We start from the raw sequence: 17,949 nt of genomic DNA on the forward strand, positions 1-17,949 counted from the left end.
GACGCCTGTTACACCCTCGCGCATCCAAGGGAAAGCGAAACAGGTGAAATTTCGGCGTGCTGCACCCGCAAGCCACAGCCAAGATCGCCGTATTGAAAGGCTGCGCGCGCCAGACCGTCGTGCGACCGCATCAACGATGGCGACCTGCGCCGCCTAAACCGGCAAAGCGGTTGTATTCCGCACGGTGCGCAGTGCAAATGAAGATTGCATCTGCGCGACCCCCGGCAAACGCGCCAGATAGCGGCGGTGTATGCGGGCAAAGTCTTCGGTGTCGTTGGCGACAACCTTAAGCAGGTAATCCGCCGACCCCGCCATGAGGTGGCATTCCAAAACATCCGGCACCAAGGCCACAGCGCGCTCGAACGCATCCAACACCTCATCCGCTTGGGCGCTGAGCGTGATTTCCACGAAGACCGTTGTCGGAAGCCCGACTTTGCGGGCGTTCAAAAGCGCGACATAGTCACGAATAAAACCTTCCTTTTCCAGTCGCTGCACCCGTCGGTGGCAGGCCGATGGCGACAGGTTCGCCACCTCGGACAGGTCAGCGTTCGACATGCGCCCGGTCTTTTGCAAAACCTGCAAGATTCGACGATCGATACTGTCTAACTCCATTTAACGCACGTTCCTTTGAATACACCGCCTCTTTGCACACAAACTTACCGCAGTTACCGCAAACAGCCAAGGTAATTGCCCAAGACATTGCGTGCCATCAGGTAGACGCTGAAGCGACAACAAGCGGAGGAGACCTGCAATGCACATCGGTTGCCCAAAAGAGATCAAGCCACAAGAGTTTCGCGTAGGGATCACGCCCAACGCCGCCCATGAGGCGGTCAGAAACGGCCATAGCGTGATGATTGAAACCGGCGCGGGGGTCGGCGCTGGTTTTTCAGACGAAGATTATCATGCAGCAGGCGCCACGATCGTCGGCACCGCAGCCGAAATTTTCGCAAAAGCCGATATGATTGTAAAAGTGAAAGAACCACAGGCAATTGAACGGCAGATGCTACGCGAAGGTCAGATATTGTTCACTTATCTGCACCTCGCTGCCGACCGAGAACAAACCCAAGACCTGATGACGTCCGGTGCGACATGCATCGCCTATGAGACGGTGACAGACGACCGCGGCGGTCTTCCGCTGCTTGCGCCGATGTCCGAAGTTGCAGGACGTCTTGCACCGCAAGTTGGCGCGTGGACCTTGCAAAAGGCCAATGGCGGACGCGGTGTGCTGCTGGGTGGTGTGCCCGGCGTTGGTCCCGCAAATGTTGTTGTGATCGGTGGCGGCGTGGTTGGCACCCAAGCGGCCAAGGTGGCGGCGGGCATGGGCGCGGATGTTACCGTTCTTGATCGGTCATTGGCGCGGTTACGCTATCTGGATGATGTTTTCGGTGGTCAGTTCAAAACCAGCTATGCCAGCGCAGGTAATACCATCGACCTCGCACGACAGGCTGATCTGATCATTGGTGCGGTATTAGTCCCCGGCGCAGCCGCCCCTAAGCTGCTAAGCCGGGCGCAACTGGCTGAACTCAAACCAGGCGCGGCACTGGTGGATGTGGCGATTGACCAAGGTGGGTGTTTTGAAACGTCGCACGCGACGACGCATCAGGACCCGATCTATGACGTTGATGGAATCATGCATTATTGCGTTGCGAATATGCCCGGCGCTGTCGCCCGAACATCGACCATCGCATTAGGCAATGCCACGATGCCATTCATGATCGCGCTTGCAAACAAAGGCTGGAAACAGGCCTGCGAGGACGATGCCCACCTGCTAAAGGGATTAAACGTCCATGCAGGCAAACTGACCTACGTCGCCGTCGGGAAAGCATTAGGGATCGACGTTCTTTCGCCGTCGTTGGCGCTGAAGCTATAGCTGCCGCAAAAGAAAAAGGGCCCACACACCGGTGGGCCCTTTCGGATGTAGGATGTGATTAGGCTCTTTTCGCCAGCGAATCGCGGATTTCGATCAAGATATCGAGCTCTGACGGGCCTGATGCGACTTCTGGCGCGACGTCTTGTGGCTTTTCAGCAGCCGCTTTGACGCGGTTAACCATTTTGACCAGCATGAAGACAACAAATGCGATGATCGTGAAGTTGATCACTGCCATCAGGAAATTCCCGATCGCGAAGACCGACGCGCCAGCTTCTTGGGCAGCCGCAACAGAGGCGTATTCACCGTCACCCAATACATAGAACCAACCCGAGAAATCGATCCCGCCGGTGAACAGCGCAATAATCGGATTGATCAGGTCACCCACCAGCGATGTTACAATCGCCGTGAACGCCGCACCGATGATGATACCAACGGCCATGTCCATGACGTTGCCTTTGGCGATAAAGTCTTTGAATTCGTTTAGCATTGTGGTCCCACTTCCTTTTGAACGCGCTGATCCTGCGCCAGCTACGCGTGTGGACGCATCATAAACCCAAAATGTGGCGCTGCGAACGGTTTTTTTTAACGTGGTTTTCCCCGTCGCAACGGCCCCTGTTTTTTGTGACTAGCCCCGCAAGGTGCCGCCTGTGGCGTTGGTGACCTTTTCAACGATACGTGCGCTTACCGCTTCGATGTCTGTGTCCTTGAGCGTCTTGTCCGTCGGCTGCAAGCGCACTGTTACCGCCAAGGATTTCTTGCCTTCGCCCAGCGCCCCGCCGATAAATTCATCAAAAACACGCACATCTGCAATCAACGCCTTGTCGGCCCCCGCAGCGGCGTTCACCAGCGTCAGCGCCTCGACGTCAGCATCCACAACAAAGGCAAAGTCGCGTTCCACAGCCTGCAGATCTGTCGCAACAAGCGCTGGACGGGTCGCGGACTTGTTCTTGGGCGTCGGAATTTCATCAAGCCAGATGGTAAAGCCGACAGCGGCACCTTTGATATCCATCGTCCGCAGCACCTTTGGGTGCAGTTCCCCGAAAACGGCCAATACCTTTTTCGGACCCAGACAAATCTTGCCGTGACGCCCGGGGTGCCACCAATCCGCCGCGCCGCGCAGGATCTGCACCTTTGCAGGGGCGCCGATCGCGGCAAGAACGGCCTCGACATCAGCTTTGGCGTCATAGACATCGACAGGACGGGATGTGCCATGCACATCTTTCGGACCCGTGCGGCCGATCAAAACCCCGCAGATCATTGTGTGTTGTTCGCCCGGCTCGCCACCGTGAAAAGCCGCACCCACCTCAAACAAGGCCATATCCATGAATCCACGCGCCTGATTACGTGCGGCAGCGCGCAACAGACCCGGCAACAAATCCGGCCGCATGTGCGACATTTCCGAGCTGATCGGATTTTCCAACATCGTGGCATCATCACCGCCACCGAACAATGTCGCCGCCTCGCGATCGACAAAGCTGTAGGTCACGCATTCGTTGTATCCCAGCATTGCAGCCGTCCGCCGGGCGGAACGCTGACGCAGCTGCGCATCGGTTAGGATCGGTGCGGGAACGCCCGTGGTCATACGCGGCATCGGCTTGCCCTGCAGTTTGGTCAGCGACGCGATGCGTGCCACCTCTTCGACCAGATCCGCCTCTCCTTGCACGTCAGGGCGCCAAGAAGGGACCGCCGCCATATTGCCATCCAGCTTGAACCCAAGCGCGGTCAGCGTTTGGCGCTGGGTGCTTTCGGGGATATCCATGCCGACCAGACTGATTACCCGTTTGGCATCCAGTTTATAGGCACGCGCCGTATCGGGCACAGCCCCTGCCGACACCAGCTCTGACGCTTCGCCGCCAGCATGATCCACGATCATCCGCACCGCATGCTCCAGACCTTCGCGCGTGAATTGCGGATCAATGCCGCGTTCAAACCGATAGCGGGCGTCGGAATTGATTTTAAGAGCGCGGCCCGTATAGGCGATCTGCACCGGGTCCCAATAGGCGCTTTCGACAAAGACGTTGACCGTGTCTTCGGAACAACCTGTGGCAGCCCCGCCCATCACACCCGCAATGCTTTCGGGGCCGGCGTCATCAGAAATGACCATCTGGCCAGCTTGCAGCGTGTAGGTTTTGTCATCAAGTGCTACGATTTCTTCGCCGCCTGCCGCGCGGTGAACCCGCAGGTCGCCCGCAACCTTATCTGCATCAAAAACATGCAGGGGGCGGTTCAGATCGTAGGTGAACCAGTTTGTGACATCGACCAAAAAGCTGATCGGGCGCAGACCAATCGCGCGCAACTGCTGTTGCAGCCATGCCGGGCTGGGGCCGTTTTTGACACCCTTAATCAAACGACCATAGAAAACAGGGCAGCCATCCAGTGTATCATCTGCAATCGACACATTGAGGTCAGCCGTAAAGGACGCATGAACCGGATCGACGGTCAGCGGCTTGAGCTTGCCCAACCCACGTGCGGCCAGATCGCGGGCAATGCCGCGCACACCCAAAGCATCGGGGCGGTTCGGCGTAATCGCGATTTCGATCACCGGGTCGACCTTGGCCGGATCATGATCCGCCAGCCAATCCGCAAATGTCTGCCCGACGTCGCCAGATGGCAGTTCGATGATCCCGTCGTGTTCCTCGGACAACTCCAATTCGCGTTCGGAACACATCATGCCATAGCTTTCGACGCCACGGATTTTGCCGACGCCAATGGTGATATCAAGACCCGGAACATAACTGCCCGGCGACGCCACAACAACGGTGATGCCTGCGCGCGCATTCGGCGCGCCGCAGATGATCTGGGTCAGCCCGTCCTTGGTTTCGACCTGACAGATGTTCAGCTTATCGGCATCAGGATGTTTTTCCGCCGTTTTCACATAACCAAGCGCAAAACCGGCCAGCATTTTCGCAGGGTCTTCGACGCCTTCGACCTCTAGCCCGAGGTCGGTCAATGCCTCTGTGATTTCGTCCACGGATGCATCTGTGTCGAGGTGGTGTTTAAGCCAAGAGAGAGTGAATTTCATCGGGACATCCAGCGTATAAATGATTGCAATGGCCTTAGCCGATTACGGCGCGGGGGGAAAGACCGTTGGGTGGGGTTTACCCCACCCGCGTCACAGTTCGCGCCCGGCCAGATCTTCGACCACTTCGAAATATTCGAACAGCAGCATCATTTCCGGGTCATAATCGCCATTGCGTTTGAAATAGGCTTTGTGGGCTTTGCGCCAATCAAGCAGGGTCTCGCCCTCGCCTTCGGCGCGTGCCATTTCTTCGGTCACATCACAGAACCGGATTTCTTCAAGGCCGGTGGTGCGGATGACCAACGCCGGGGTGCCGTCCCAATTGGCGGCGATATCGCAGCGGCCGACCACGGGCATGGCGTCAGGATCATCTTCGAAATCGGCCAGCGCGGCACAGGTCGCGCGTTTCTTTCCCTTGCGGACAAGCGCGATCAGGTGCTGGCACATCTCTGGCCCATCGCCAAAGCGAAACGTGCCCGCGCCGGGATAGGTATCTTGCAGGTCTTCGACGTCATTGCTCATGTGGTTTCCATTCGTAAGATAGGGCGGAGTGCGGGCTACGGGGTAAGCCGCGATTTAGAAACTTTCCAGTGGACAGTTTCAGAGGCGAACGGGCGGAGCCTCGGGATACGAATGGCCATCCCAATCGTGGAGGTCCCGGCGCTACACGGCCGCGTAAAACTAAATTTCTTCCTCTAAGCGTCGGCTCTTAATTTCTACCTGTAGTGAGTTATCTAGAAATGGTTGAGAGCTACGATAATGGTTTACCAATCGAGATAATAGTTCATAATATTTGTCTTCCCAAGCAACTATAGCGTCCTTAAAAATCAGCTCAACATCTTGCTCAGTGACGGAATCTGGATTCTCTGATTTCGACAACTCACTTACATTTTTAGTAACTTCACCCCAAACTTTACGGAGTGCTTTTGTCATCTCCGTCGCAAGTTCGGCGTCACTAGACGGGCAATTCAAAATGTATCTAAATTGATTATCCTCGCACTTCGCGTCTATTTTAGAAAACCTATCAGAAAAGCGTTCAAAATCCTCGATGCTTTTGGTTTGCAACCGTAACTCAAGCATATCTTGTTTGATAGCGCTCCACTCTAAAATAAACCCTTGGAGGCCAACCCGCTGTTCACTTAAAAAATCAGTTTGCCTATCCAACCTTTTTTCGTGCCTATCTGCTGCCCGATCCAATTCCTTTTGCCAAGGATAAGCAACGAACGCTATCATGATAGCAACTGTTCCTGCCAAAGCGTATCCCTGAGCGCTTATTGGTACACAAAGCAGAAGGACGCCCCCCAGTATTGTTACAACTGCCGCCATCAACCAATCTATTGCACCCACCTTCTTTATGAAGCCTGCAATAATATTGTCATGAGTGACCTTTTCCACCCGCTACAGCCCACCATGCAGCGTCGGCACTTGCAACGCGCTGAATCCATAGTGACGCAGCCAGCGCAGGTCGCTCTCGAAGAACGCGCGCAGGTCGGGGATGCCGTATTTCAACATCGCAATCCGGTCGATGCCGACGCCAAAGGCAAAGCCTTGCCATAGGTCAGGATCGATTTTGGCGGCTTGCAGCACCTTGGGGTGGACCATGCCGGACCCCAGAACCTCTAGCCAGCCATCGCCTTCGCCGACTTTCAACTGGCCATCAACCCATGAACATTGAATGTCCACCTCGGCAGAGGGTTCGGTGAAGGGGAAGTGGGACGCGCGGAAACGGGTGCGGACTTTGGCGCCGAAATAGGCGCTGAAAAATTCCTCGAGCACCCATTTCAGGTTGGCCATAGAGATGTCTTTGTCGATGGCCAGCCCTTCGACCTGATTGAACATCGGCGTGTGGGTCTGGTCATAATCGGCACGGTAGACACGGCCGGGGCAGATAATACGGATGGGGGCGCCGTTTGCCTCCATGCTGCGGATCTGCACAGGGCTGGTGTGGGTGCGCAGCACATGCGGCGGGCGATCGTCGCCGGGCGCGCGGTGCGTATAGAAGGTGTCCATTTCGGCGCGCGCCGGGTGGTGCCCCGGGATGTTGAGCGCGTCAAAGTTATACCAGTCGGATTCGATCTGCGGTCCCTCAGCCACGGAGAAACCCATGTCCGCGAAAATGGCGGTGACTTCTTCGGTGACTTGGGAAATCGGATGGATCGACCCGACACGGCGGTCGCGCGATGGCAGGGTCACGTCCAGCCATTCGGTACGCAGGCGCGCGTCCAGAGCCGCATCGGCAAGCCCTGCCTTTTTCGCAGCAAGCGCGCTGTTGATCTCGTCCTTGAGGGCATTCAGCGCCGGACCCGCGGTTTGGCGTTCTTCGGGCGTCATTTTCCCCAGCTCGCGCATTTGCAAGCTGATCTCGCCTTTTTTGCCCACGGCCTGCACGCGCAGGTCTTCGATTGCGGCCTCGTCGGCGGCATCGGCAATCAGGGTCAGGTATTTGGATTTCAAATCGTCCATGGCGCGCCTCTTGTATCTGTCATCGCGGTGCTAGCGAAATGGGGCCACGGTTGCAAGCATCGCGCACAGGTTGCCCCAATGAAAAAAGGCCGCCCATGACGGACGGCCCTTTCAAATTCTTTGAACGCTTGGCTTAGGCAGCCAACGCATCCTTTGCCTTGCCGACGATTGTCGCAAATGCATCTGGTTCGTTGACAGCCAGATCAGCCAAAACCTTGCGGTCGACTTCGATCCCGGCCAGCATCAGACCATTGATGAACTTGGAGTAGTTCAGTGTTTCGTCAACCGAACGTACACCTGCGTTGATCCGCTGAATCCACAAAGCGCGGAAGTTGCGCTTGCGATTGTGCCGGTCACGTGTGGCATATTGGTTGGCTTTGTCGACGGCCTGTTTGGCGACCTTGAAGGTCTTGGACCGGCGATCGTAATAACCTTTGGCAGCGTCGAGAACTTTTTTGTGACGACGATGGGTAACTGTTCCGCCTTTAACGCGCATATCTCAAATCCCTCTAATTAACGTGCGTAAGGCATCATCGGTTTGATGATACCTTCGTCAGCTTTGCAAAGTGTGGTTGTGCCACGAGCGTTGCGGAGGAATTTGTTCGAGCGTTTGATCATGCCGTGGCGTTTGCCAGCCTGACCAGCCAGAATGCGGCCAGTGGCCGTCACTTTGAACCGCTTTTTGCAGCTCGATTTTGTCTTCATCTTCGGCATTTCCGTCTCCTCTTTGGGTCGGTAGAAAACGCGACTCGGCATGCCATCTTGGCCGGACGCGCGGTTTGAGATGCGCCGTATAGGACGCATCGCGGCAATAGGCAAGGCGTTTAGAGCACGTAGCGCCCAATCACATCGACAAAAACCTCGTCGATGGTCCCAACATTGTAAACACCGGGGTTTTCTTGCATCGCATAGGCGATGCTGACACCACCAACCAATAAGAACATGACGCCCACCCGCGGCAAACGGCGATCCGAGAACGCGCTGACTGCAGCCGGAATTGCAAAGGCGCAGCACAGCACGCCCATAACAAATATCAGGTCAAAGTCCATCTTTCGCGTTCCCGTTTTGCCTTTTCGTCAGACTATTCCGCCTTTGACGGGAAAATCAAACTTTCATCGCAGGGCGCGACACGCAAAATATTGGTCGACCCCGGCGTATTGAACGGTACACCCGCGGTAATCACAACCATATCGTCCTTGGTGGCCAGCTCCTGATCCTTTGCTGCGCGCACGGCAGCGATCACAGCATCCATGAACGTATCGACCTTACCGGTTACCACACAGTTTGTGCCCCAAGACAGGCACAGACGACGCGCGGTCAGGGTGTTGTTGGTCAGCGCGATGATCGGCACACGTGGCCGTTCACGTGAAACCAACAGGGCCGTGCGACCAGACTGCGAGAAGCAACAGATCGCTTTTACGTCAGTCGTTTCGGCGATTTCACGGGCCGCTGATACGATGCCGTCAGCGACCGTTTTGCCGTCGGCGCGCCGCGAGGCCTCGATGATTTCAGTGTAGGTTGGGTCGGCTTCGACCTCTAGCGCGACGTTGTTCATCGTTGTCACTGCTTCGATCGGATAAGACCCGGCCGCAGATTCAGCGGACAGCATGATCGCGTCTGCACCTTCGTAGATCGCGGTTGCGACGTCGGATACTTCGGCGCGGGTCGGCATCGGCGAATCGATCATCGATTCAAGCATCTGTGTCGCCACAATCACTGGCTTAGCGGCGGCGCGACACTTGCGGATTAGCTGTTTTTGGATTGGCGGAACGTTCTGCACGGGCAGTTCGACCCCCAGATCGCCGCGCGCGACCATGATTCCGTCGCTGACCTTCAAAATCTCGTCGAAGGATTTCACCGCGTTTGGTTTTTCAATCTTCGACAAAATCGCAGCGCGGCCTTTACACAGGGCGCGGGCTTCTTCGACGTCGGCAGCGCGCTGCACAAATGACAGAGCCAGCCAATCAACGCCCAGTTCGCACACGAATTCCAGATCTTTGCGGTCTTTTTCGGACAAGGCAGCCAGTGGCAGTGTCACGTCAGGAACGTTCACGCCCTTGCGGTTCGAAATCGTGCCGCCAACAATTACTTCGCAATTTGCAAAAGTCGCGCCGCAGTCGTTGACCCGCAGTTTGATTTTGCCATCGTTGACAAGCAGGTGCGCGCCCGGCTCAAGCGCATCAAAGATTTCTTTATGTGGCAGTTTCACACGGTTCACGTCGCCTTCGGCATCGTCAAGGTCCAGACGGAACGCCGCGCCGGGGATCAGTTCTTCGGAACCGTTGGCAAAAACACCCACACGCAGTTTTGGCCCCTGAAGGTCGGCCAGAATTGAAATCGGGCTGTTCAGGTCCTTTTCGACCTGACGGATAATTTCGTGACGGACCCGAATTTCAGCATGATCACCGTGTGACATGTTCAGGCGGAATACATCAGCGCCGGCTTCGTGCAGCGCGCGGATCATCTCATAGTCATTGGAGGCGGGGCCGAGTGTGGCGACGATCTTAACGTTGCGGTGGCGTCTCATGATTATTCCTTCGTAGATCAACGACTGTTAGCGGTAACATCCCGCTTCGATCCCTTATACGCAATTCCATTCCCTTCACAACTAGCCTAAATGCAATGACGAAGGAATGACATTAAAGATGACACAGTTTGCTTTTGAAACGCTGGGCGAAGACAGGCTTGGGCGCTGGTTAATCACGTGCGATCACGCCACCAACCATGTCCCGGATTGGATCAACGGTGGTGACTTGGGGCTGCCTGCCGAAGATATGGCGCGCCATATTGCATATGACGTTGGCGCAGCAGGGGTCACACGATATCTGGCCGCGGCGCTGAACAGTCCGGCGATCTTGTCACGTTTTTCACGGCTCGTTATTGACCCAAACCGTGGCGAAGATGACCCGACCCTTTTGATGCGCCTTTATGACGGGACGATTATCCCGGCGAACCGACATGCTGACGCAGATGAAAAGGAAAAGCGGCTTGCGCGATTACATCGCCCGTATCACGCCGCATATACTGAAATCGCGGCACGGCGTGCTGATACAGTCATCTGCGCAGTGCATAGCTTTACCCCCCAGTTGCGCGGACGCCCCCCGCGGCCATGGGAGATTGGCGTGCTTTACGCAGACGACGACCGGCTTGCACGGCCCTTTATTGATGGGTGCCGTGCGCAAGGCTGGTGCGTTGGCGATAATGAACCCTACTCCGGGCATTTGCCTGGCGACGCTGTGGACCGTCACGCGCTAAAACACGGGCGCCCGAATGTACTGATCGAAGTGCGCAACGATCTTATTTCCGATGATGCGGGTCAGGCCCTTTGGGCGCAGCGTCTTGCCCCTATATTGACCAAAGCACTTGCCCAGACAGATCTATAAGGAAGAAACCGATGGATGACCAAACCCGTATCGAAATCGAAGCCGCCGCATTCCGCCGCCTGCGCCAGCACTTGTTGGAAGACAGGCCAGACGCGCAAAATATCGACATGATGAACCTTGCCGGATTCTGCCGGAACTGCCTTTCGCGGTGGTATCAAGAAGCTGCGAACGAACGCGGCATCGAGATGGATAAAGAGCAAGGCCGTGAAGCATTCTATGGAATGCCCTTCGCAGAGTGGAAAGCCAAGCACCAGACCGAAGCCAGCGCCGAGGCGAAAGAAGCCTTTAAGCAATCACACAGCTAAATATTTGGGCCACCTCAAAGGGTGGCCCGTCTACGCGTTCAGGTGGCGGCAGTCCTAGCGGCGATTTGACATCCGGCTTCGCCGCAGCGCGCGAAAGTCAACTTCAGGTACGGGGTCCGCTGTTGGCCCCGTTGAACCGCGCGCTGCCAAATCCATATAGACAAGCGTGGCACCGGCACATTGCAAACACAAAAGCCAAAGCTGCCCCACCAATGCCAGAACAAGCATCGCGATCGCTGATACCCGCAGCTGAGAGGGATCAAGCAACCGCAGCGCACGGCGTATGCTCGCCGCGCCGCCACCCACCAGATCCCCCATACCCAGCGCCGAAGCGATCTGTGCGGCCACAGCTGGGGTAAATGCGATCACAATAGCCCCGAACACAGCAAGAAATATCAAGGGGATCAAGCCCGCACCGAAATGTGAGAGAGGGGTGTGATCACGCCGCCCCGGATCGCGACCAACGGACGCCGAGGCAAGCGGAACCAGCAAAGCCGCCTGAAATATGGCGACGATATACGGGACAATCGCCATCCAGTGAATCGGGGCCGGACCCAAGGTTCGCAACAAATACCCTGCCAGATAACTGACTGCTGATCCGAAAACGGCGATCAGAAGGCCATACCCCAGTGCAGGCCAGAGCAACTGACCATCGGTATTGCGCGGCACCACACCTTTGGTTCCCAGCCCGATGCGGCAACCGATCAGTGTTGGTACGACTACAATGGCAAGACCTGCCCCGAGCCATAGCAACGCAGGCAGAAGGAACGACACATACCCAAGGACGTAGGCCATAACAGCAACGACCGCAAAATACGCAATCATCGCCATCAGCAGAAGGGGCATCACCGCTACGAATCTGATGAAGATCGAAAATGAAAGAGGAATGGATTTGAATACTATCAATCGTCATCTCCTAGATGATTATATACTTGGTAACCAAACCCAGAATTGCATACCTTTTATGCACTTGAAATTCATTCTCATTCGTAAATTTCAAAATGCACGTCATGGTGCAAATGATTGGAAAGCGCGCGCTCCTTACCCCACGAAAGCGGGGGCATAGCGCCCCCGCCCAAATGATTACTGTAGCATCACGAGCAGCTTTTTCGCCGCTTCTTCGGATGAAGCAGGGTTTTGACCGGTGATCAGCTTGCCATCAACGACAACAAAGCTGGCCCAATCCGCCCCTTTTTCATAATTCCCGCCATTTGCCTTCAGCATATCCTCCACCAAAAACGGAACGATATCGGTCAATTGCACTGCCTCTTCTTCGGTGTTGGTAAATCCTGTAACGGTCTTACCCTTCACCAATTTTGTGCCATCAGCACCCATGACGTCTTTGAAAACGCCGGGCGCATGACAGACCGCGGCAACAGGTTTATCGCTGGCAGCAAAGCCTTCGATCAGGCGTTTGCTATCTGCGTCATTGGCCAAATCCCAAAGCGGCCCGTGGCCACCGGGGTAAAAGACGCCATCGTAGTCGGCGAAATCAATCCCCGATAGCAGCTCGGTGTTTGCCAGCGCCTTGTTTGCATCCGCATCACCTTTGAACCGGCGGGTTGCATCGGTCTGGGCGTCTTCGCTATCGCTTTTCGGGTCAAGCGGCGGCTGCCCGCCTTTGGGTGAAGCCAGCGTGATCGTCGCGCCCGCGTCCTTGAGCACGTAATAGGGTGCCGCGAATTCTTCGAGCCAAAAACCCGTCTTTTCACCGGTATCACCAAGGTCTTCGTGCGAGGTTAGGACCATTAGAATATTCATGTCGCTGTCTCCATTTTATGTATTGTGGTTCTAGTGATCTAGGCATCACCAGTTGTCTTCCCAACACATCAGATGCACGCCGGTTCCGCGCGATCACGCTCGGGCCATCAAAAGCAAACGCCGCGCCCTGTTTTGCAAGGGCGCGGCGCGGGTCGCATGACGTTGCGAAAACTTGGGTCAGATGCCGGCCTTGCGGCTTTCGTCCAGATAGATTTCCCGCAAACGGGCTGCGATCGGGCCCGGCGCGCCTGTGCCAATCGCACTTCCGTCGATCTCGACGACGGGCATCACAAAGGTGCTGGCGGATGTGATGAACGCCTCGTCGGCGTCTTGGGCTTCGGCGATCGTAAAGCTGCGCTCTTCGACTTGCATCTGTGCCTCGCGGGCAAACCGCAACACCGCAGCGCGGGTGATACCGTGCAAAATTTCGTGGCCCAGATTGCGTGTGATGATCGTGTTGCCTTTGACGATATAGGCGTTGTTCGACGTCCCTTCGGTGACGGCGCCGTCTTCGACCATCCATGCATCATCAACGCCGGCAGCTTTGGCCATCATTTTGCCCATAGAAGGGTACAGCAACTGCACAGTTTTAATGTCACGACGGCCCCAGCGTTCGTCCGCGATCGAAATTACCTTGATCCCTTTTTTCGCAACCGGACTTTCAGCTAGGCCGGGTTTGTTTTGGGTAAACAGCACCACAGTCGGCTTGGTCGTCGCTGGATCTGGAAAGGCAAAATCGCGGTCATCGGGCGCACCACGGGTGATCTGCAGATAAATCATGCCGTCGGTAATATCGTTCAACCGGACCAGTTCGCGATGGATATCGAGCAGATCAGGCAATGCTTCGGGGTGCGGCATTTCGAGTTCGTTGAGCGATCTCTCCAACCGTTTTGCATGCCCTGCAAAATCAATCAGCTTACCGTCCAACACCGACGTCACCTCGTAAACGCCGTCCGCCATCAGAAAGCCGCGATCAAAGATCGAAACCTTGGCTTCGTTTTCAGGTAGGTATTCGCCGTTGACGTAAACTGTGCGCATGGTCATCCCCATAATGCGGCGGCAGGTGGATGCACGCCATTTTCATCGAATTGCAGTGGTTGCGCACGGTCTTCGGCCAATAACAGCGGGCCGTCAAGGTCCGTAAACGCAACACCCTGCGCCAAAATGGTAGCAGGCGCCATCGCCAGTGACGATCCAACCATGCAGCCGACCATCACGTCAAAGCCTGCGCTGATCGCCGCATCCTTTAGCATCAGCGCTTCGGTCAGACCTCCGGTTTTATCGAGCTTGATATTCACCATATCATATTTGCCGCTGAGCGCCGCCAGACTAGAACGGTCGTGGCAGCTTTCGTCGGCACATACCGGCAGTGGCCGGGCGATTTCGGCAAGCATATCATCCGCACCTGCGGGAAGAGGCTGCTCCACCATCTTGACGCCAAGGCGGATCAGGTGCGGGGCCAGATCGGCATAGATTTCCGCGCTCCAGCCTTCGTTGGCATCCACGATAATCTGCGATTGCGGCGCGCCCCGACGGACTGCCTCAAGCCGGGCCATGTCGTCGGGTGTACCCAGTTTGATTTTCAACAGCGGGCGGTGCGCGTTTTTGGTGGCCTGCTGTGCCATTGCATCCGGCGTCCCCAACGACAGGGTGTATGCCGTGATCTGCGCGGTGGGCGCGGGCAGGCCCAACAAATCCCACACGCGGCATCCCGCGCGCTTGGCCGCCAAATCCCACATCGCGCAATCCACGGCATTGCGTGCGGCACCCGCTGGCAACGCGTCTTGCAGTGAGGCACGGGTCAGGTCGGAAGGTAATCCCTGAATTTGCGCGGTCACGCTCTGCAGCGTTTCGCCATAGCGCGCGTAGGGCACACATTCGCCGCGCCCCAAGCCGTCGAGAGTGACCGTCAACACCTCTGCCTGTGTGCGCGACCCACGGCTGATCGTAAACACTTGCGCCAGCCGAAACACATCAGAGGTCACTTCAATCTGCATGCTCTACCCTTTTATTTTCGCGAAATATTGCAGGAATTTTGCTTTATAGACCAGCCAAAGCGTCCACCAGCCGCCCTGCCCCCTGACGGAACGTATCAACCGTCGGAAGCCCCATGCGATCCTCGACTTGCGCCATATAGGCCATCGCGTCGGCTTCGGACATATGCTGAGTGTTGATTGAAATGCCAATCACCTGACACGCTGGGTTAGCGATCCGCGCCAGCGGCAGCGCGGTATCGCGCAGCGATTCGAGGCTGGGCAACGTGTACTCCGGCAGGCCGCGCATGTGGGTGCGGGTCGGTTCATGGGCCAAAACAAGTGCATCAGGTTGACCACCATGGATCAGCGCCATAGTGACGCCGGAATATGACACGTGGAACAGGCTGCCCTGCCCTTCGATATGATCCCAATGGTCGCTGTCGTTATCCGGGGTCAGATATTCAACGGCACCCGCCATGAAATCTGCAATAACCGCATCCAGCGGCACACCCCCGCCGGTGATCAAAATCCCGGTTTGACCAGTGGGGCGGAATGTCGACTTCAGCCCGCGCTTTTGCATTTCGGCATCCATCGCAAGGCCAGTGTACATTTTGCCCACCGAACAATCGGTGCCGACCGCCAAGCAGCGCTTGCCAGTGCGTTTCTTGCCGTTGGCAATCGGATACGCCACCGATGGAATCCGCACATCAAACACGGTCTGTCCGCTCACGCGGGCGGCGGCCATCAAATCATTTTCTTCGCGCAACAGGTTGTGCAGGCCAGATGCGATATCAAAACCCATTTGCAACGCCTGTATCAGAACCTCTTTCCAGGCAGCCGAAATAACGCCGCCGCGGTTGGCAACGCCCACCACAAGGGTCTTGGCACCTGCGGCTTTCGCCTCTGCCAACGTCATCTCGGTCAGACCCACATCCGCACCACAGCCGGGCATCCGGTATTGACCAACAGCGTTTTCAGGACGCCAGTCTTTGATGCCCTGCGCCACCTTCGCGGCAAGCTGATCAGGGGCATCGCCAAGGAACAAAAGATAAGGGGTCTGGATCATTGCATCACTCCGGATTTGAGAAAAATCATCTCCGGTAGAATTGCGCGTATGCCTTGGTAGTTCATCGTGAATGCTGTCGCGGAAACATAAAATAACACGATATTTTTGCGTGTTTTGCCGGAATACAGGAAAATATTGCGTCAGATTGTCGGGTGTCTGTTGATCCACCGCGCCTCATAAAAAAACCCGGGCGCGAACGCCCGGGTAAGTGATGAAAAACTGACAGGAAGGGTATCAGCCTTTCGAAAACTCGGGGTATGCTTCCATGCCCATTTCAGACACATCAAGCCCCATGATCTCGGCTTCTTCGCTGACGCGGATGCCCATCGTTCCCTTAAGGATCATCCAGACGATAGCGCTGGCGACGAACATGAAGATACCGATGGATGCGAAACCGACGAACTGTGTCACAAAGCTGGTGTCAGCGCTGTAGAACGGTACCGCCATTGTGCCCCAGAAGCCCGCAACCAAGTGGACAGGGATCGCACCGACAACGTCATCGATTTTCAGGCTGTCCAGAACCGGCACAACCAGAACCGCAATCACACCGCCGACAGCACCAATCCAAAGCGCGCCGAACAAAGATGGGTCAAGTGGACCGGCTGTGATCGACACCAGACCAGCCAGCGCACCGTTTAGCACCATCGTCAGGTCGACCTTTTTGTACAGAACCTGTGTCAGGATCAGCGCAGCAACCGCACCGGCAGACGCCGCCATGTTGGTGTTTGCAAAGATACGACCTACGTCTGTGATGTCGCCAACGGTACCAGCCGCCAGTTGCGAACCACCGTTAAAGCCGAACCAACCCAACCACAGGATGAATGTACCCAGTGTTGCAAGTGCAAGGTTAGACCCCGGCATTGGGATAACACGGCCATCTTTGTATTTGCCGATCCGTGGACCAAGGATGAGCGCACCTGCAAGGGCCGCAAAACCACCAGCCGCGTGCACAAGTGTCGAGCCAGCAAAGTCATAGAAGCCCATTTCAAACAACCAGCCGCCGCCCCACTGCCACGATGCCTCGATCGGGTAGAGGAAACCGGTCAGGATCACAGTGAAAATCAGGAACGGCCACAGCTTGATGCGTTCAGCCAAAGTGCCCGAAACGATCGACGCAGTGGTCGCACAGAACATCAACTGAAAGAAAAAGTCGGATGCGGTCGATGCATAATCCAATGCAGCGTCAGCGGCAGACAGGCCAACGGGCTCCAGCGATGTGATCGCAAAGAACTTGCCCACATAGCCCACGATTGTCCAATCGTCGCCGGGGTACATCAGACCGTAGCCGACAAACCAGTACATGATGCCCGCAATCGCAAACAGTGCCACGTTTTTGGTCAGCTGTGTCGTCACGTTCTTGGAACGAACCAAACCGGCTTCGAGCATCGCAAAGCCCGCTGCCATCCACATGACCAAAAAGCCACCGATCAAGAACAACAGCGTTGTCATGATGTAGGGGCCGATTTCGTCGAACGTCGGCGCAGGCGCATCCTGCGCCATAGCCAAAGTCGGCAAGAGCGCGAGGCCCGAACCGACAAGGAGTGATTTTGTAAGTTTCATAATCCTGTCCCTTAATTCGCGATCAAAGCGCGTCATCATTGGTCTCGCCGGTGCGCACCCGCAGGGCGCTTTCCACGTCGAGAACGAAAATCTTGCCGTCGCCGATTTTTTCGGTTTTGGCGGTGGAGGCGATGGTGGACACCACCTGATCAGCCAGCGCATCAGGCACAACGACCTCAAGCTTGACCTTTGGCACAAAATTCACGGCGTATTCTGCGCCACGGTAGATTTCAGTATGGCCGGACTGAGACCCGAAGCCTTTGATTTCCGACACCATCATCCCGCGAACGCCGACAGAGGTGAGCGCTTCGCGCACCTCTTCAAGCTTGAACGGTTTGATTGTTGCAATGATGAGTTTCACGTTCTTCCCCTTGCAAGTTCATGTGCAAACGCCTTTGGCAGCGTTGGCTTGCATGGACACAAGAGACGTCTCCAGCACCATCAAGCAAGGATATCTGCGGGGGTCACCACCCACCGATCGACTGTATTTGCACATTTTTTGCACAAAAAAGCACAATAGCCTAATTTTTAATCAATATAAAAACC

20 protein-coding genes are annotated in these 17,949 nt (G+C 56.1%); 3 read left to right on the forward strand and 17 right to left on the reverse strand.

Features of this window, described 5'->3' with window-relative positions; all coding sequences use genetic code 11:
• Nucleotides 1-153 precede the first annotated feature (153 nt).
• On the reverse strand, nt 154-612 hold the full coding sequence (locus tag ACXJGX_RS05625) for an Lrp/AsnC family transcriptional regulator (RefSeq protein WP_474779511.1): 459 nt from the start codon (nt 610-612) through the stop codon (nt 154-156).
• 139 nt (nt 613-751) lie between these two features.
• Here ACXJGX_RS05625 and ald point away from each other — a divergent pair, with 139 nt between their 5' ends.
• A complete protein-coding gene (ald, locus tag ACXJGX_RS05630; protein ID WP_474779513.1) occupies nt 752-1,870 on the forward strand; it encodes an alanine dehydrogenase in 1,119 nt (372 codons plus the stop codon).
• 58 nt (nt 1,871-1,928) lie between these two features.
• Here the strand turns inward: ald and mscL are convergent, their stop codons facing one another.
• The 9 genes from mscL to pyk all read right to left on the reverse strand — a co-directional run bounded on the left by mscL (nt 1,929) and on the right by pyk (nt 9,879).
• Entirely contained in the window at nt 1,929-2,357 is a 429-nt protein-coding gene (mscL, locus tag ACXJGX_RS05635; RefSeq protein WP_474779515.1) for a large conductance mechanosensitive channel protein MscL, read from the reverse strand.
• A gap of 138 nt (nt 2,358-2,495) precedes the next feature.
• Nucleotides 2,496-4,892 (reverse strand): phenylalanine--tRNA ligase subunit beta, encoded by a 2,397-nt coding sequence (gene pheT, locus ACXJGX_RS05640; RefSeq protein WP_474779517.1) that lies wholly within the window; start codon nt 4,890-4,892, stop codon nt 2,496-2,498.
• Between the two features lie 90 nt (nt 4,893-4,982).
• Nucleotides 4,983-5,411 (reverse strand): ASCH domain-containing protein, encoded by a 429-nt coding sequence (locus ACXJGX_RS05645; RefSeq protein WP_474779519.1) that lies wholly within the window; start codon nt 5,409-5,411, stop codon nt 4,983-4,985.
• 159 nt (nt 5,412-5,570) lie between these two features.
• A complete protein-coding gene (locus ACXJGX_RS05650) occupies nt 5,571-6,284 on the reverse strand; it encodes a hypothetical protein (RefSeq protein WP_474779521.1) in 714 nt (237 codons plus the stop codon).
• A 3-nt stretch (nt 6,285-6,287) separates the two neighbouring features.
• Nucleotides 6,288-7,352 carry a phenylalanine--tRNA ligase subunit alpha gene (pheS, locus tag ACXJGX_RS05655; protein WP_474779523.1) on the reverse strand — a complete coding sequence of 355 codons (1,065 nt, stop codon included), beginning with the start codon at nt 7,350-7,352 and terminating at the stop codon, nt 6,288-6,290.
• Nucleotides 7,353-7,485: 133 nt separating this feature from the next.
• Entirely contained in the window at nt 7,486-7,848 is a 363-nt protein-coding gene (gene rplT / locus ACXJGX_RS05660) for a 50S ribosomal protein L20 (protein ID WP_272146497.1), read from the reverse strand.
• Between the two features lie 17 nt (nt 7,849-7,865).
• Nucleotides 7,866-8,066, reverse strand: a complete 201-nt coding sequence (gene rpmI, locus ACXJGX_RS05665; RefSeq protein ID WP_272146496.1) for a 50S ribosomal protein L35 — start codon at nt 8,064-8,066, stop codon at nt 7,866-7,868.
• A 110-nt stretch (nt 8,067-8,176) separates the two neighbouring features.
• Entirely contained in the window at nt 8,177-8,401 is a 225-nt protein-coding gene (locus ACXJGX_RS05670) for a hypothetical protein (RefSeq protein ID WP_474779525.1), read from the reverse strand.
• A gap of 32 nt (nt 8,402-8,433) precedes the next feature.
• Nucleotides 8,434-9,879, reverse strand: a complete 1,446-nt coding sequence (gene pyk / locus ACXJGX_RS05675; RefSeq protein ID WP_474779527.1) for a pyruvate kinase — start codon at nt 9,877-9,879, stop codon at nt 8,434-8,436.
• Between the two features lie 118 nt (nt 9,880-9,997).
• Here pyk and ACXJGX_RS05680 point away from each other — a divergent pair, with 118 nt between their 5' ends.
• Both ACXJGX_RS05680 and ACXJGX_RS05685 read left to right on the forward strand, forming a co-directional pair.
• Nucleotides 9,998-10,735 (forward strand): N-formylglutamate amidohydrolase, encoded by a 738-nt coding sequence (locus ACXJGX_RS05680; RefSeq protein ID WP_474779529.1) that lies wholly within the window; start codon nt 9,998-10,000, stop codon nt 10,733-10,735.
• Nucleotides 10,736-10,746: 11 nt separating this feature from the next.
• Entirely contained in the window at nt 10,747-11,040 is a 294-nt protein-coding gene (locus ACXJGX_RS05685) for a DUF1244 domain-containing protein (protein ID WP_474779531.1), read from the forward strand.
• 54 nt (nt 11,041-11,094) lie between these two features.
• On the opposite strand, the gene ACXJGX_RS05690 is transcribed toward ACXJGX_RS05685, so the two are convergent.
• From ACXJGX_RS05690 to ACXJGX_RS05720, 7 genes are all read right to left on the reverse strand, one after another.
• A complete protein-coding gene (locus ACXJGX_RS05690; RefSeq protein ID WP_474779533.1) occupies nt 11,095-11,886 on the reverse strand; it encodes a hypothetical protein in 792 nt (263 codons plus the stop codon).
• Between the two features lie 237 nt (nt 11,887-12,123).
• Nucleotides 12,124-12,801 carry a type 1 glutamine amidotransferase domain-containing protein gene (locus tag ACXJGX_RS05695; RefSeq protein ID WP_474779535.1) on the reverse strand — a complete coding sequence of 226 codons (678 nt, stop codon included), beginning with the start codon at nt 12,799-12,801 and terminating at the stop codon, nt 12,124-12,126.
• A gap of 177 nt (nt 12,802-12,978) precedes the next feature.
• Nucleotides 12,979-13,845 carry a D-amino-acid transaminase gene (locus ACXJGX_RS05700; protein ID WP_474779537.1) on the reverse strand — a complete coding sequence of 289 codons (867 nt, stop codon included), beginning with the start codon at nt 13,843-13,845 and terminating at the stop codon, nt 12,979-12,981.
• Nucleotides 13,842-14,798, reverse strand: coding sequence for an N-acetyl-D-Glu racemase DgcA (gene dgcA / locus ACXJGX_RS05705; protein ID WP_474779539.1), 957 nt, complete (start codon nt 14,796-14,798; stop codon nt 13,842-13,844). Before dgcA ends, ACXJGX_RS05700 begins: the two co-directional genes overlap by 4 nt.
• Nucleotides 14,799-14,841: 43 nt before the next feature.
• The gene (gene dgcN / locus ACXJGX_RS05710) at nt 14,842-15,843 is read right to left on the reverse strand and encodes an N-acetyltransferase DgcN (RefSeq protein ID WP_474779541.1); all 1,002 of its coding nucleotides are present in this window, start codon (nt 15,841-15,843) and stop codon (nt 14,842-14,844) included.
• Between the two features lie 234 nt (nt 15,844-16,077).
• On the reverse strand, nt 16,078-17,403 hold the full coding sequence (locus ACXJGX_RS05715; protein ID WP_474779543.1) for an ammonium transporter: 1,326 nt from the start codon (nt 17,401-17,403) through the stop codon (nt 16,078-16,080).
• A gap of 22 nt (nt 17,404-17,425) precedes the next feature.
• Nucleotides 17,426-17,764 (reverse strand): P-II family nitrogen regulator, encoded by a 339-nt coding sequence (locus tag ACXJGX_RS05720; RefSeq protein WP_474779545.1) that lies wholly within the window; start codon nt 17,762-17,764, stop codon nt 17,426-17,428.
• Between the last annotated feature and the right edge of the window lie 185 nt (nt 17,765-17,949).

This window comes from Yoonia sp. SWMV100, assembly GCF_056108365.1.

Excerpts from the sequence above, each read along its gene's own strand:
- ACXJGX_RS05700 (WP_474779537.1), bottom strand. The coding sequence starts at position 13,845 with ATGACCATGCGCACAGTTTACGTCAACGGCGAATACCTACCTGAAAAC.
- rplT (WP_272146497.1), bottom strand. The coding sequence starts at position 7,848 with ATGCGCGTTAAAGGCGGAACAGTTACCCATCGTCGTCACAAAAAAGTT.
- ACXJGX_RS05715 (WP_474779543.1), bottom strand. The coding sequence starts at position 17,403 with ATGAAACTTACAAAATCACTCCTTGTCGGTTCGGGCCTCGCGCTCTTG.
- ACXJGX_RS05690 (WP_474779533.1), bottom strand. The coding sequence starts at position 11,886 with ATGCCCCTTCTGCTGATGGCGATGATTGCGTATTTTGCGGTCGTTGCT.
- mscL (WP_474779515.1), bottom strand. The coding sequence starts at position 2,357 with ATGCTAAACGAATTCAAAGACTTTATCGCCAAAGGCAACGTCATGGAC.
- ACXJGX_RS05680 (WP_474779529.1), top strand. The coding sequence starts at position 9,998 with ATGACACAGTTTGCTTTTGAAACGCTGGGCGAAGACAGGCTTGGGCGC.
- ACXJGX_RS05670 (WP_474779525.1), bottom strand. The coding sequence starts at position 8,401 with ATGGACTTTGACCTGATATTTGTTATGGGCGTGCTGTGCTGCGCCTTT.
- ACXJGX_RS05685 (WP_474779531.1), top strand. The coding sequence starts at position 10,747 with ATGGATGACCAAACCCGTATCGAAATCGAAGCCGCCGCATTCCGCCGC.
- pyk (WP_474779527.1), bottom strand. The coding sequence starts at position 9,879 with ATGAGACGCCACCGCAACGTTAAGATCGTCGCCACACTCGGCCCCGCC.
- dgcN (WP_474779541.1), bottom strand. The coding sequence starts at position 15,843 with ATGATCCAGACCCCTTATCTTTTGTTCCTTGGCGATGCCCCTGATCAG.
- pheS (WP_474779523.1), bottom strand. The coding sequence starts at position 7,352 with ATGGACGATTTGAAATCCAAATACCTGACCCTGATTGCCGATGCCGCC.
- pheT (WP_474779517.1), bottom strand. The coding sequence starts at position 4,892 with ATGAAATTCACTCTCTCTTGGCTTAAACACCACCTCGACACAGATGCA.
- ACXJGX_RS05625 (WP_474779511.1), bottom strand. The coding sequence starts at position 612 with ATGGAGTTAGACAGTATCGATCGTCGAATCTTGCAGGTTTTGCAAAAG.
- ald (WP_474779513.1), top strand. The coding sequence starts at position 752 with ATGCACATCGGTTGCCCAAAAGAGATCAAGCCACAAGAGTTTCGCGTA.
- rpmI (WP_272146496.1), bottom strand. The coding sequence starts at position 8,066 with ATGCCGAAGATGAAGACAAAATCGAGCTGCAAAAAGCGGTTCAAAGTG.
- dgcA (WP_474779539.1), bottom strand. The coding sequence starts at position 14,798 with ATGCAGATTGAAGTGACCTCTGATGTGTTTCGGCTGGCGCAAGTGTTT.
- ACXJGX_RS05645 (WP_474779519.1), bottom strand. The coding sequence starts at position 5,411 with ATGAGCAATGACGTCGAAGACCTGCAAGATACCTATCCCGGCGCGGGC.
- ACXJGX_RS05695 (WP_474779535.1), bottom strand. The coding sequence starts at position 12,801 with ATGAATATTCTAATGGTCCTAACCTCGCACGAAGACCTTGGTGATACC.